At 47.1% G+C, this 14,466-nt stretch carries 10 protein-coding genes; 6 read left to right on the top strand and 4 right to left on the bottom strand.

The window, feature by feature from the left end; genetic code table 11:
- The first annotated feature begins 67 nt into the window (after window positions 1–67).
- The 4 genes from UCH007_RS07265 to UCH007_RS07250 all read left to right on the top strand — a co-directional run bounded on the left by UCH007_RS07265 (window position 68) and on the right by UCH007_RS07250 (window position 5,518).
- Complete coding sequence (locus UCH007_RS07265) at window positions 68–1,495, top strand: reductive dehalogenase (RefSeq protein ID WP_012882655.1); 1,428 nt, start codon at window positions 68–70, stop codon at window positions 1,493–1,495.
- A gap of 18 nt (window positions 1,496–1,513) precedes the next feature.
- On the top strand, window positions 1,514–1,786 hold the full coding sequence (locus tag UCH007_RS07260) for a hypothetical protein (RefSeq protein ID WP_046961456.1): 273 nt from the start codon (window positions 1,514–1,516) through the stop codon (window positions 1,784–1,786).
- A 245-nt stretch (window positions 1,787–2,031) separates the two neighbouring features.
- Window positions 2,032–2,481, top strand: a complete 450-nt coding sequence (locus UCH007_RS07255; protein ID WP_012882653.1) for a MarR family winged helix-turn-helix transcriptional regulator — start codon at window positions 2,032–2,034, stop codon at window positions 2,479–2,481.
- A 40-nt stretch (window positions 2,482–2,521) separates the two neighbouring features.
- Entirely contained in the window at window positions 2,522–5,518 is a 2,997-nt protein-coding gene (locus UCH007_RS07250) for an efflux RND transporter permease subunit (RefSeq protein ID WP_231854696.1), read from the top strand.
- A gap of 98 nt (window positions 5,519–5,616) precedes the next feature.
- Here UCH007_RS07250 and UCH007_RS07245 read toward each other — a convergent pair whose 3' ends face one another.
- The 4 genes from UCH007_RS07245 to UCH007_RS07230 form a co-directional block, all read right to left on the bottom strand.
- Window positions 5,617–7,368 (bottom strand): YgiQ family radical SAM protein, encoded by a 1,752-nt coding sequence (locus UCH007_RS07245; protein WP_046961454.1) that lies wholly within the window; start codon window positions 7,366–7,368, stop codon window positions 5,617–5,619.
- Between the two features lie 154 nt (window positions 7,369–7,522).
- A complete protein-coding gene (locus tag UCH007_RS07240; RefSeq protein ID WP_041331582.1) occupies window positions 7,523–9,469 on the bottom strand; it encodes an ABC transporter ATP-binding protein in 1,947 nt (648 codons plus the stop codon).
- A 138-nt stretch (window positions 9,470–9,607) separates the two neighbouring features.
- Window positions 9,608–10,252 carry a DOMON domain-containing protein gene (locus UCH007_RS07235; protein ID WP_046961453.1) on the bottom strand — a complete coding sequence of 215 codons (645 nt, stop codon included), beginning with the start codon at window positions 10,250–10,252 and terminating at the stop codon, window positions 9,608–9,610.
- A gap of 113 nt (window positions 10,253–10,365) precedes the next feature.
- Window positions 10,366–12,921, bottom strand: a complete 2,556-nt coding sequence (locus tag UCH007_RS07230; protein WP_046961452.1) for a histidine kinase N-terminal 7TM domain-containing protein — start codon at window positions 12,919–12,921, stop codon at window positions 10,366–10,368.
- A gap of 333 nt (window positions 12,922–13,254) precedes the next feature.
- Between UCH007_RS07230 and UCH007_RS07225 the strand changes: the two genes are divergently transcribed.
- On the top strand, window positions 13,255–13,869 hold the full coding sequence (locus UCH007_RS07225) for an acetate uptake transporter (RefSeq protein ID WP_046961451.1): 615 nt from the start codon (window positions 13,255–13,257) through the stop codon (window positions 13,867–13,869).
- Window positions 13,866–14,321, top strand: coding sequence for a YqhA family protein (locus UCH007_RS07220; protein WP_041331578.1), 456 nt, complete (start codon window positions 13,866–13,868; stop codon window positions 14,319–14,321). Before UCH007_RS07225 ends, UCH007_RS07220 begins: the two co-directional genes overlap by 4 nt.
- The last annotated feature ends 145 nt before the right edge of the window (window positions 14,322–14,466 follow it).

Here is a 14,466-nt window from a genome sequence, read left to right as displayed (position 1 = left end):
ATATAGAGTGCTGCTTGATTGGTAATTTATAAGGGAACATGCAATCCGGTTAAAAAGGAGGAGAAAAATGTCAAGATTTCATTCAATGGTAAGCCGTCGGGATTTCATGAAAGCTGTCGGACTGGCAGGTGCGGGTCTGGGAGCATCATCCGCTATAAGCCCGGTATTTCATGACGTTGATGAATTTATATCATCTCCGACAGCCGAATGGAAACGTCCCTGGTATGTGAAAAACCGGGAATTAGAAGATCCTACAGTTGAACTGGACTGGTCACTTATGTACCGTTCCGACGGTATCTGGACCGGTCAAAACAATCCCACCCAGGATTTCTTTTTGGGTGCGGAAGAAGGTGCAAAGCGGCGGGCAGCGGCTGCAGCCTACAGTTCCAACGCGGTGAAAACCAATCAAAGCGGTATGACTCTTCGGGATAGGGCTTTATCTTCCGGTAACTATATGTACCCTATCACTTTTATGGGACCTACCTCCAGCACTACTCCTGAATCTTTGGGTGTCCCCAAATGGCAGGGTACTCCTGAAGAAAACAGCAAGATGCTTCGAGCTGCCATGATTCACTTCGGGGCAGCACAGGTAGGTATGGCTGAAATTACTGATCTGGTGAAAACAAAGCTTATACGGGAATATGACAAAGATGCCGCCCATAAAAAATATATATTTGAGGATGTACCCAAAGGCTATGAAGGCTCTGATAAGCTGGTATTTCCTGACAAAGTACAGCTTTATGACTTTGCTTTTACTCACCCCTTAAACAAAGAGATGTTCCGTTCATCTCCCAGTTCAGACCTTATGAGTGCCGGAAACAGTATGCGCTACAGCCAGTTCTCTATTATGCAGCCCCGTGTTCAAACATTTATGCAGGTTTTGGGCTATACCTGTTATGGTTATACCCGGCCGTTTAACGGGGCTATCCCTACCATTGCCACTGCTACCCTTACCGGTTTGGGTGAGGGAGCGCGTAACAATGGTGCTTTTATAAGCCCGGAGTTTGGTCCCTGCGTTGGTCTATTCAGCTTGGTTACTGACCTTCCTCTTGAACCTACACCTCCCATTGATGCCGGTATGTGGCGCTTCTGCCAAACCTGCACCAAATGTGCCGACGAATGTCCCGCCCAGTGTATTTCCCATGAGCATGAACCAACCTGGGATGTACCGAAGATTTATGGCAAGGAAGATACCACCCACATTCCCGGACGCAAACAGTTCTGGACGGATGGTGTTGCCTGCTGGTCGTATAAAGCTACCATCGGCGGTTGCGGTGCTTGTATGGGTACCTGTACTTTCAATACTGACATTGCCAATATCCATTCGTTTGTCAGGGCAACCCTGTCAACCACGCCGATCTTTAACAGCTTCCTGTGGCAGGCGGATAAATTCTTCGGTTATGGTGTACACGAAAACAAAGAGGCCTGGTGGGATATGTCACAGCCGACACTTGGCTTTGACACCGCACACGTTACCATGGGCAAAGATTACTAAAATACAAGGGAGGATAATATGTGGTTAATAATAAGTTTTGTATTAGGAGCATTGGCGCTTGCTTTGATCATGTGGCTTAGAACCAGCCATGTATCCCTGACCTGGTATGAATGGTTGTTGGGTATTATCGGGCTGGCTCTGCTGCTCTTTACTATTCTGTTCTTTACAGATGCTCTGGGAGAAACTGAACCCAAAGCAGGAACTATGTTCCTCTTGGTGCTCGGTCTGCCGGCAGTTATTCTGCTGGCGCTCACTTGGCAGCTGACTGTAAGGAGAATCAAAAAGGCATAGCTGAAGCTTAAACGTTAAGCCGAAACGGGGGAGGAATCCCCCGTTTTTTATTTTTAGGGGGATAGACACTACTCTGCCACAGTTATACACGAAGCTGAAAGAGCCATGCAGATTTGACAATATATTATATACCAGATAAATTATATACATAAAGTAAAGTATTTATCGGTAAAAGTTTCTCAACACTGAAGCTTACAAATTACAGGGATAAATCTGCTTTCGGCAAAAAGAAAGGTTTAAGGAATGTGGATAAAGCCGGAATTATTGAGGATATAATTGCACTTGAAAGCCAGATGGGCCAGACTATCCTGCCCTATGCTATGAATTCATGGTGCAAACTGGATGTTCCTCTTGCCCAGATGAAAAGTTTATTTATTATCATGGGCAAGGGTGAAACAAATCTGAGTGCTCTGGCACAGGGTTTAGGGGTTACCCCTGGGGATGTAACCGGCATTGTAGAACGTTTGGTTGAACAGGGGCTGGTTATCCGTAAACCCGGTGCTGAAGACAGACGGGTCACTTGGCTTTCAGCTACAGACAAGGGGCGTGAACTGGTAACCAATCTGGTAGAGAGCAAGTCTGAACATATGGCAGATATTTTGGAACATATGAGTTTAGATGGATTGGAATCCTTGAGGAAAGGTCTTCAGGAGCTTATTTCTTCTATAAAAACACATCAGCAGGAGCTTGGTTAACAGTATGAAGGAGCATTTCTAAATGTGGCATATTACCAAATTGGCATTACGTAGCAGACTGGTTACCATTCTTTTGGCGCTGGCAGTTGCCGGTGCTTCCTTGTGGGCATTTATGGGCATCAAAGTAGAATTGATGCCTGATATCAGCCTGCCCTATACCACTGTGGTTACCGTGTACCCTCAGGCTACTCCGGATGCGGTGGTCAGGGATGTTACTACCCCTATTGAAAGATTTGTCTGGGATGAGTGGGCAGATAAAGGACTAAAACACCTTACCTCCACCTCTTCCGAAGGAATGTCAGTAATCATGGCCGAATTCGAATACGGCACAGATATGACGGCGGTCGGTGAAAGCTTGAGCGAGGGCATCAGTAAAATCACCTTCCCTCAGGCTGTTACCAATTTCGCCGCCATGATGGGGGCTAATGCCAATAACCCCCAGATTATTCCTATCAATATGAATATTATGCCGATGATAAGCCTGAGTTTGTCCGGGGATTTACCTCCAGACCAGCTGAAACAGATTGCAGACAGCCAGATAGTCCCGTTGCTTTCCCAGATTGATGGAGTACTACGGGTGGATACCGAGGGCGGGGAAAAGGATTATATTGTAATCTCCCCCAACCCTGCCAAGATGACCCAGTACGGCATAACCATTTCCCAGATTGCCGGCATACTTTCAGCCGGTTATTCTTCCCTGAGTGATATTGAACAGATTTCGCTGGGGATAAACGGCATTAAGCTGTCAGATATTGCCACAGTTAGTCTCAGCCCTTCACCTTCTTCAGCTATTACCCGTACTAACGGCAAACCCAGTGTAGGTATATCCGTAGTAAAAACAGAATCTGCCAATACAGTTGAAACTGCCAATGCCATAAATGAAAAAATAGCGGGGCTGCAGGGGACACTGGGTGACGGCGTTAGTATCAGCACTGTTTTTGACCAGTCAGATTTCATTGATACCAGCATCAGCCAGCTTGAGGAAAAGGCGGTTGTGGGCGGTATTCTGGCGGTACTGGTGGTTTTTTTCTTCCTTTGGGCTGTACGGGCATCTTTGATAGCGGCCATATCTATTCCCCTTAGCATATTCTTCGGTTTCCTGTGCATGAGTTTATTTGGCATTACCCTTAATATTCTTACCTTAAGTGCCATGACCATAGCGGTAGGGCGGCTTATTGATGACAGTATAGTCATAATAGAAGTTATCTACCGCCGTCTGCGTGCCGGGGAAAGTTTCAAGGAGGCGGCTATCGGCGGTGCCAAAGAGGTGGCCACCCCCATTACTACGGCTACTTTGGCTACAGTAGCTATCTTTGCCCCCCTGATGTTTGTCGGCGGCATTGTGGGTGAGATGTTTATTCCTTTTGCACTTACCGTGACTTTTGCCATGATGGCTTCACTGATAGTTGCTTTGACCCTTATTCCGGCGCTTTCCAAGTGGCTGGTCGGCTCCAAGCAGAAAGCGGTTATCACCAAAGACAACTGGTATCAAAAAATTTATGTCAAGGCTTTGAAATGGACACTGGGGCATCGTCTGGCGGTAGTCGCTACGGCGGTACTTCTGCTTATAGGCAGTACCGGGCTTTTACCCATGGCAGGTACTTCATTTATGTCCGGTTCTTTCGGCGAAGAAACTATTTCTATCAATATCTCGCTGCCGGCTACATCTGATGTCAATGCCACCAGTGCCCTTACCGCCAAGGTAGAAGCATTGCTTGGTGCAAACCCGGCAGTCCGGAGTTACAGCGCCACTATCGGCACTTCTGCCACTTCCATGGCCGGTATAATGAGTGCCTCTCAGGGCGGCGGTGGTGCCAATACAGCCACTATTATTGTTTACCTTAACAGTGACGCTGATCTGCAAACAGAGCTCTCAAATATTACTCTGGCAAGCCAGGGCATTAATACGGACGGGGTTATACAGGTCAGCTCCGGTTCCGGTGATAGTATGGGCGGCAGTATATCCAGTTCTTCTATAAACCTTTCCATACAGGGGCAGAATCAGGAAGAGATAGCCGCTATTACTGCCCAGCTGCTGGAGATGCTTAAGGGAGTTAGCGGCCTGGAAGAACTGAAAAGTGACCTGACAACCGTGGTGCCGGTACTGAATATTGCAGTAGACCTGGCAAAAGTAGCCACTTCAGGGTTGTCACCTTCCCAGTTAGCCCAAATGCAACAGGAATTTGTCCTTTTGATGAACGGCGGGGCACTACCCGGTGTAAGCATTGCACTTGATAGCGGCAGTTATCCTGTTTATTTCAAGGGTATAGCTGACAGCCTGAGTGATGCCGAACAGGCTAAAAATTTGAAAATAGGTTTCCCGGTGGCAGTCACTCTGAATGATATTGCTACCGTGGGCATAGTGGCTGTGCCCTCACATGTAAGCCATACGGATACCATGCTTTCGGCCACTATTACCGGAATTATAACTGATGCTAATGTGGGTGCGGTAAATATGGCGGTTCAGGCACAGGTAGATGCATTGCCGCCCCATCCCGGCGTAGAAGTGGTAACTGCCGGTATAGCCGAACAGATGGGTGATACATTTATCCAGATGGGTATTGCCATTCTGGTAGCTATTGCCATTGTATTCCTGATAGTAATACTGATGATGCGTTCTATCCGCAATCCCCTGCTTATCATGTTAAGCATACCTTTGGCTTTTATCGGCTCTATGCTGGCTCTGATAATTACCGGCTATACACTGGGTGTATCTGCCTTGATGGGTTTGCTGATGCTGGTGGGTATTGTGCTGACCAATGCCATAGTATTGGTATCCATGGTAGAGCAGCAGCGTAAGCGCGGTCTTAGCGTCAAAGACGCCCTGATAGAGGGTGGCAAAATCCGCCTGCGGCCCATTGTCATGACCGCTCTTACCACTATATTGGCCATGATTCCCATGGCACTGAGTGTCAGTTCCGGTACTATGTTAAGCGCTGAACTGGCAGTTGTGGTTATAGGCGGTATGATAAGCTCTACTTTCCTGACCCTGTTTGTCATACCGGCTGTGTACAGTATGGTTTACCGGGGTAAGTAACAGGGTTTTCCAGTCCGGGGGCTTAAAATCATTCGGGGGTGGCGTTCAGGCAGCGGCACCCCCGAATTTATTTCGGTTGTATTGGGTAGACAGGTAAACTAAGTCCTGCGTTTCAGGCGGGGGCGTTTTGGTAAAACAGGGCTTGGCGGCTCCTTGGCAACCGCAATATTTTTCTGCTGATCCTTGTTTTTGGGGTCTTTTTCCACAAAGAGAGGTTTTTTGGTAAACGGGTCCAGCCCGGTACAGTACATCAGGCTGGAATAGGTAGATGGTGCCGGCAGGAAAATCTGCACCTGCTCAGGGTTCATCTTAAGGTTATCACGGGTAAACTGCCTCAGCTTTTGCATATCGCTTCTAGTGCAGCCGGGGTGGGCGGCAATCAGGTAATAAGTCAGGAACTGTTCCTTGCCGAATTTTTTATTCATGCGGTCAAACAGCTCTTTAAAGCGCAGCAGGCCTGAAATTCCCGGTTTTCCCATTTTGTTTAAAACAGCTGCTTGGGTATGTTCGGGTGCAACCTTCATCTGGCCGGATATATGGTGCTGCACCAGTTCTTTCAGGTACTGTTCGCCGTATTGTCTGTCAGCCAGCAGCAGGTCATAACGGATACCGGATGCGGCAAATACCTTTTTAATCCCGGTAACTGTGCGGACTTTTTTCAGCATTTCCAGCTGTTTGTGGTGGTTCACCTTTAACGAAGGGCATACTTGGGGGTATAGACAGCGTTTGTCTGCGCATGCCCCCTCTTTCAGCTTTTTCTCACACTCAAAACCGTACATATTGGCGGTCGGGCCGCCTATATCCTGGATATAACCCTTGAAATCAGGGTAACCGGCAAGTATCCGGGCTTCAGCCAGAATAGATTCGGGGCTTCGCCACTGGACAGTCCGCCCTTCGTGCATGGCAATGGCGCAGAAATTGCACTCCCCGTAACAGCCGCGGTGAGACTGAATGGAAAAGCGGATAGTCTCCAGGGCTTTGACTGCCCCCTGCTTCTGGTAGTACGGGTGTTGGGCTAGTTCAAAATCCAGCACGTAAATTTCGTCCATTTCTTTTTGGGAAAGCGGCATGGGCGGCGGGTTCTGAATAAGATAGCGGTTGCCTGTCTGCTGGTAAAGCCCTTTGGCACTCAGGGCGTCATTATTTTGGTAAAAGGTGTGAAACATATCCGTCAGGGAATTTGCATCTTTCTCAACCGCTTCAAACGGCGGCAGTGCCAGATAGCCTGCCCTTTTTCCGTCGCTTTCTTCTGCCCCGGCAATATAGCAAAGCCCCCGTATATCTCTTGTTTCAGTTCCGTTTTTCAGGGCGGCGGCCAGTTCCAGCACCGCTTTTTCAGCCATGCCATATATCAGGTAATCTGCCTTGGCGTCAAACAGGATTGAGGGGCGGATACGGTCAGTCCAGAAATCATAATGGGCAACACGTCTCAGGCTGGCCTCAATACCGCCCAGCACTATGGGGCGGGTATGCTTAAAGTACTGCTTTATAAGGTTAGTATAGACAATGCTGGCCTGGTCAGGACGGCGGTTATTTATCCCGCCGGGGGTATAGTCGTCACTCTTTCTCTTCTTTTTGAGTGAAGTATAGTTGGCTACCATAGAGTCCACACTGCCGGCCGTTACCCCCCAGAAAAGCCTGGGCTCACCTAAGCGGCAGATGTCTGTATCCGAATGTATATCCGGCTGGGCAATAATACCCACCCGGTAACCCGCCCGGCTTAAAACTTTGCCGATAAGGGCAGAGCCGATAAACGGGCTGTCTATGTAACTGTCACCAGTTACCAGTATTATATCCGGTCTGTCCCACCCCATTTTGATCAGCTCCTGGGGGGTTGTAGGTAAAAACATAATCTCTCACTCCTAAGGGTGGTTTTATTATACAGTAAGGAGAAATTATTTGGGTTCAGGCGGCTTTCAGGCGGAGAAAATAACCAAAATAAGTTTACCTGAAAGGATTTACGGCCGTAAAAAGCGGTGCTGTATCAGTTGAAAACCCGGCTAATTACTCCGCCGCTGAGGGCGTATTGGCCTTGCTGCGAAACTGGGTTTCATAGAGATTTGCATACAGCCCGCCCAGAGCCAGCAGTTCGCGGTGAGTGCCCCTTTCCACAATATGCCCGTGGTCCATCACCAGTATCATATCCGCCGCCAGAATAGTGCTCAGGCGGTGGGCAATGACAATGCTGGTACGCCCCACCATTACGTGTTTTAAGGCTTCTTGAATAAGGTATTCCGACTGGCTGTCCAGTGAGCTGGTAGCTTCATCCAGCACCAGTATCCGCGGGTTTTTTAATATAACCCGGGCCAGTGCCAGCCGCTGTTTTTCGCCCCCGCTCAGCCGGTAGCCGCGCTCACCCACAATGGTCTCATACCCCTGGGGCAGACTTTTGATGAACTTGTGGATATTGGCCGCTTTAGCAGCCGCTTCCACTTCCGCCTGGGTGGCATCCGGCCGGCCGTACAGCAGGTTGGTGCGCACCGTATCATGGAAAAGATAAGTTTCCTGGGTGACCATACCTATCTGGGCGGCCAGTGAATCAAGGGTGACATCTCTTAAGTCATGCCCGTCTATCAGTATCTGCCCGGCAACCGGGTCATACAAACGGGGTATAAGGTAAGTAAGAGTTGTTTTGCCGGCGCCGCTTGGTCCGACCAAAGCTACCAGCTGGCCGGGTTCGGCTCTGAACGAAATATTTTCCAGCACCTCGCTGTTTGCCCGTCCGGCGCTGTCTGCATTTTTTTCGCCGCCGTTTTTAGGTGTTCCGTCAGCCCCGGAGAGCACCGAAACTACGTCCTGCATCTGTCCGAAACGCCGCACTTCCCTGAGCAGGCCTTTTTCTTCGCGTTCATAATGAAAGACTACATTCCTAAATTCCAAAACGCCGCTTACATTGCCTAAAATGCAGGCATTTTCTTTCTCTTTAATATCAAGCGGTACGTCCAGCACTTCAAAAACCCGTTCAAAACTAACCATAGAGGTGGCAAAATCCACCGGGGCGTTAGTCAGGGTCTGCAAAGCTCCGTACAGGGTAGTCAGTAAAGCACCTAAAGCTACGATAGTACCTATAGTCAGGGTTTCCTGAATTACAAAATAGCCCCCCACCCCGTAAACCAGGGCTATGCCAATAGCGCTTAGAAGGCCTATACTGGCAAAAAAGAGTGAGCCGGTCACCGCCCGTTTTATACCAATATCTTTTACTTCATCAGAGCGTTCTTTGAAACGGCGGTCTTCTTCCGCCGAACGGCCGAAAAGTTTGACCAGCAAAGCCCCGCTTATGTTAAGCAGTTCCTGGGCAACGGCATTCATTCTGGCATTTTGGTCAAGCTGGTTTCGGGCAATATCCCGAAGCCTGTTTCCCAGGTGCTGGGCCGCCCAGAAGAAAAGGGGCAGTATAGCCACGCTTATCAGTGCCAGCCGCCATTCAAGGGTAATCATAACTGAAAATACCACTATGGCCTGAATCAGGCTGGTTACTATAGATACAAAAGTATTGCTGATAGCCGTCTGGGCGCCGATAACGTCGTTATTAAGGCGGCTCATCAGTTCGCCGCTTTTGGTGTGGGTAAAAAAGCTGAGTGACATGCGCTGCAGGTGCGAAAACATAGCCAGCCTCAGGTCAGAGATTACTCCCTCACCTACCCGTGAGTTATATCTGCGTAACACTACGTTTAAGAAACTTGTCAGAAGGGGTATCGTCAGCAGGGCTGCAATCAGCCAGCCTAGGCGGGTCAAATCCTTGTCCGGCAAAGTGACATCTATCAGGTCACGCAGTATCAAAGGGGTCAGAAGCCCCAGGCCGGTAGTGGCCAGAGTGAGTACCAGCATCCAGAGCACCAGCCAGCGGTAAGGGCGGGCATAACTCCAGACCCTTTTCAGCAAGCCGCGGGTGATTTTCGGCTTCTCATCAGGGGAGTTGCCATTTATACGGGAATAATAGCTGTGTATCATGAATGTTCATTATAACATTTTCAGCCTGTACGGCAGTATACTTATTCATTCTGTTCGAAGACAAAGCAGCAGGGCACCGGATTATCCGATGCCCTGCTTGATTATAGGTAAATCAAAATCTGTTAGCCGTATTAGTTATCAGGGTATGTTTATTTTGCCTGTGCCTTCGGCTGTATGCATAGCGGCAAAGCCGTCTTCGTCACTATAGGCCCACAGAATATTATTAGACCCGTGGACAATATTCTGGTCATAACTGTCACCGGTAACAAGCAGTCTTTTAAACTCCAGAATTGTATAACCGCCGGATTCGGTGCCTCCGTATTCCAGAATACTGTTTGTTCCTCCCAGTTTGGTATCCAGAGAGTGTTCGTCTTTACTTATACCCCAGAGGTCATAAATATATGCCGCTCCATTACTCACTCCGCCCAGTGCAAAATCAGCTCCTGTGTGACCTTTGGCAGACACCGGCTGAAAACCGATTGATATCCAGCCTGTAGCTTTAGCTTTGATGCCGATATATACATACTGGTCATCCGTCCTGGAGAACAGGGTGAAGTTGGCACTGAGGGTTGAGCTATTAGTATATTCGTTAGCTGTTATAATACCGTCTGCTGTCCATTCCGCCAGTTCCGCCGGGTCTGTAATCTGGGTAGTATCAGCGGAATCAGTATTGGTATTCTGGTTTGAATTCATCTCCGCAATGGCGGCACAGGACGAAAACAGCAGGCTGGGCAGAATCAGTATACCAAGTATTACTGGTATATATTTTTTGTTAGAAAGCACATGAGTCCCCTTTTTGATTTTTATTTGGAATAATAATACTAATTATAAAGAAAAATGTTAAGCAAATATGAAGTTCCAATGGATTTACATTATATGCTTGCCAAATTATTTTTTTATCCCGCCTGTTGTTTCAAAGCTTTGGATAAAAACTGTTCCAGAGTACTGGGATGAAAAGGTTTGGCAATGTGCATCAGGTTAGTCTGTTGCATATGGATTTCAAGGTCTGAAAGGGTCATATCCCCGGTCATAAATATAACCTTGCCTGCCAGCTCGGGGCGTTTGGCAATCATCTGGGAATAAAATTCCAAACCGCTCATCCCCGGCATGCGGATATCCAGCAATACCAGATCGTATCCGGTTGTCTCCAGCTTTAAAAGTGCTTTGACGGGGTCATTGAAGCTCTCTACGTTATGCCGCATCTGCCCCAGTACCCGGCTAATCAGCCGGCAGATATGTTCTTCGTCATCTACCACTAGTATACTGGCAGTCCGATTATCTTCTATCATAGAGGCAGGGGCGGGTGTCTTGATTGGATATTCCTCTGCATCAGAGTTCAGCGGCAGGTTGATAGTAAAGGCTGCACCCTTATCGTATTCACTTTCAACATCAATTGTACCGTGATGGTCCAGAATAATAGCCATAGCCAAACTTAACCCCAGCCCTGTCCCCTCTTTAGGGCCTTTGGTGGTGAAAAACGGCTGGAAAATTTTAGCTTTTATTTCAGCGGTCATGCCGGGCCCGTCATCCGCAATGCGTATGCTGAAAAATTTGTTTGTTTGGGCGGTGGTTATAGTTAGTTTTCCCCCGTCGTGGGCTTTTCTCATAGCTTGTTCTGCATTTATAATCAGGTTCAAAAATACCTGCTGCAGCTGTCCCGGGTCAGCGGTAATCCAGGGCAGGTTTAAATCATACCGGCGGATAATCTCTATATTGGCGGTTTTAAACACATAACCGCGGAATTCCAAGGTATTATCTATAAGCTCATGCACGTCCAGAAGTGTTTTTACAGGTTTATTTTGTCTGGCAAAAGTAAGCAGCCGCCTTACAATTTCCACTACCCGCTGGGAACCATGGTTGATTACCTGAAGGTCTGCCATCACATCTTTGGGTAAATCTTCTCTGGTGGCCAAAAGCTCGGAGAAACCTATGACACCGGTCAGGGGGTTGTTTATTTCATGGGCTATTCCGGCGGCCATTTCGCCTATTGCCGCCAAACGGCTGGCCATTTCCGCCTTATCGCGAAGTCTCTGGTTTTCAAGCTCGGCTTGTTTATCGGCAGTCAAATCACGGATAATAGCCATATCTGCAGGCTGGCCTTCATATTCAATCAGGCTGGCGCTTATTTCAACATAAACCTCTTGGCCTTTTTTATTAATCAGGCAGGCTTCGTATCTGCCGTATAATTTCTGTCCTTCCACCCTCTTCTGGTAATGCTGCTCAAGCATATCTCTTTGTTCCGCTGATACGAACTGGGCGAATTGTTTTTCCAGAATTTCATCCATCGGGTAACCGGAAAGCTCTTTCATTTTGGAGTTGGCGTAGACTACCAGCCCGTTCTGGACAATGATAATGCCGTCATTGCCATGTTCTACCAGTGTAAAGTACTGTTCCTTGCGTTCTTTAAGTTCCTGAGCCGTTTGCTTGCGCTGGCTTATATCGCGGATAGTGGCCAGCCAGCCCACCTGCCTTTGTTGTTTATCCAGCAAGGGTTGTTTGTCCAGTTCGTAAAACTTCCCTTTTACTCTGGTGGCGGATTCAAAATCAAGATGCCCGAAATTTGCAATAGCCAAACATTCCAGAAGGGGTGACATATGGCATAAATTATTCAGTTCCTGCCCGACCATAGTGTTATCCAAACCGGTCATTTTGCAGGCCGCAGGGTTTGTTTCCAGCAGTCGGTTGGATCTATCAAAGACCAGAACGCCGTCATTCATTTGCTGGAGAATAAGCGGATAAGCAAAAGGGATTGTTTTAAACAGTTTGAAACGCATTAGTCCCATGGTTATGGCTATACCTGAAATTGCAAACATTACCGGGGTCAGGTCTTTGCGGGGTAATGACAGCAAATCAAATATATATATGATGTTCCAAATCAAGGGCAGGCAGATTGCAAATAAGAGTATAAAGGCCTGTTTGCGGTATATACGTATGCCAAAAAATAACTGGCGGATTAATATAATGGTTACACCGGTAATAAGTAGATAGTTATGTACCACTGCTACCCAGAAAAGAGGCCCGTATGTTTTAGCAACTACCAGAAAAGGCCCTGAAATAGTCTGGTGTTCATTTGACCACATGAGATGGTGGGTGTCATTGCTCCAAACCATTATTACTACGAAGAGCGGGAAGATGAAAAGCAGTGCCTTTTTCCAGTTTTCAAACTGTTTATCGGCATTGGTGTATTGAAGCGCGAAAATCAGCCAGATTACCGGAACACTCATTGAGCCAACATAGCCGATATTGTTGAATATCATCTGCTGGCTCAGGCTGTGGCTGGCAGCTTCACACATAAACCCGAATCCCCAGATAAATGTTGCCACTCCCAGTGCCAGCATAGCCCGGGCTCCTGGTGCTTCACGGTTTTTCCAGCTGAATACTATTACTGTCAGACAAGCCAGAAGCGAAATCGTCATGGCTAGAAAATAAAAAACCAGATAGGATTCGCTCACCGGGCTTCTCCGTGGTTATCAGGTCTGAATATATCTTTACCTGCCTTAGTATTTGAGGCTAAAAGAAAAAATTTTTCCGGTAACAGGTGGCTGATTTTTTGGTACCCTTCATTGTATTACTTGAGTAGATTTGTAGCAAGGTTTTGCCCCTTTTGTACAAAAAAAACTTTCTTCCTATATTTGCTTTACCGGCTGTGCGTCAAGAAAATCCTGCTAAAACAGACAGCTTTAGACAGCATTTATCTGTAAACAAGTATGGGTTTGAAATACTGTCTGCATATCCGTATAATCAAGGTCTTTTAATCTGGCAAGAGCCTCAAATAAAGGAGTTTAGTGGAATCAAAATTATCAAACCCTGCCCCTTTAGGTCTGTTAGGTTTCGGTATGACAACCATACTTCTGAACATTCATAATGCCGGTTTTTTCCCTTTAAATGTAGCCATTTTCGCTATGGGGATTTTTTACGGAGGAATAGCCCAGGTAATAGCCGGTATACTGGAATACCGCAAAGGCAATACATTCGGTACAACCGCCTTTATTTCGTACGGCATGTTCTGGCTGACTTTGGTATTTATTCTTATAGCACCCCAAATGGGTCTGCCCGAAGCATGGGCTGCACCCCCTGCGTTTCTGGGTTGGTATTTGTGCCTTTGGGGACTGTTCACTTTGTTTATGGTATTTCCCACGCTCAAGAAAAATGGGGCAACAGCCTTTGTCTTCATAAGTTTGACAGTATTATTTTTCCTGTTGGCTATTGGCCACTGGATACCCGGAGATGCCGGCAAAATATTTATCCGTATCGGCGGCTGGGAAGGTATAGTCTGTGGTCTTTCTGCCGTATATCTTGCGGCGGCAGAAGTCTTGAATGAAAGCTGCGGAAAATCTGTATTGCCTGTTTTTGCGTTTGAAACCGGAGATTTAAAAATGAAATTGCAGGGAAAAGCATGAAACAATGGCTGGAGAAAAGTAAATACATTACCCTGATAGCGGTTTTTTCGATGCTGCTGGCTTCGCTTATGGTCTTTTCTTTGGGTATTATCAGGGCAGCCAAAATTCTGATAGGCTTTTTTTCAGGTTTTGCGGAAGAAAGTATTGATTTAATACCTTTTATAGAACTTATGGATATATTCCTGATAGCCACGGTGCTTCTTATTTTTGCACTGGGTATTTACGAACTGTTTATCGGTAAGCTTTCACTCCCTGAGTGGCTCATAATAAGAAACCTCCATGATTTGAAGGTTAAGCTGAGCAGTTTGGTTATAATGGTCATGGGCATTATCTTTCTAAAGCACCTGGTGGAATGGCAGGATCCCCAGGGCACTTTTTACTTTGGTTTGGGTATGGCGGTGGTATCTGTGGCATTGATAGCGTTTAATTATGTCGGCAGCAAAACGGAATAATCAGGCGGTTACCTGAACTAAAGTACCGGCGGGGGAAGGCAGAATCCCCCGCTTTTTATTTGATAATATGAACTAAGTATTCCCGCTAAGCAAAAATCAGTTATTGCCCCAATTGCACTGTATTTGCCAAACGTTTATTATTAAC

It is taken from the genome of Dehalococcoides sp. UCH007 (assembly GCF_001010485.1).
Taxonomy (GTDB): domain Bacteria; phylum Chloroflexota; class Dehalococcoidia; order Dehalococcoidales; family Dehalococcoidaceae; genus Dehalococcoides; species Dehalococcoides mccartyi_A.
The sequence above is the reverse complement of the archived record's forward strand: the minus strand, read 5'-3'. Positions and strand labels throughout refer to the sequence as shown.

Bases quoted from the DNA above. Each gene is read 5' to 3' on its own strand.
- UCH007_RS07240 (WP_041331582.1), bottom strand. From the start codon at position 9,469: ATGATACACAGCTATTATTCCCGTATAAATGGCAACTCCCCTGATGAG.
- UCH007_RS07245 (WP_046961454.1), bottom strand. From the start codon at position 7,368: ATGTTTTTACCTACAACCCCCCAGGAGCTGATCAAAATGGGGTGGGAC.
- UCH007_RS07260 (WP_046961456.1), top strand. From the start codon at position 1,514: ATGTGGTTAATAATAAGTTTTGTATTAGGAGCATTGGCGCTTGCTTTG.
- UCH007_RS07220 (WP_041331578.1), top strand. From the start codon at position 13,866: ATGAAACAATGGCTGGAGAAAAGTAAATACATTACCCTGATAGCGGTT.
- UCH007_RS07265 (WP_012882655.1), top strand. From the start codon at position 68: ATGTCAAGATTTCATTCAATGGTAAGCCGTCGGGATTTCATGAAAGCT.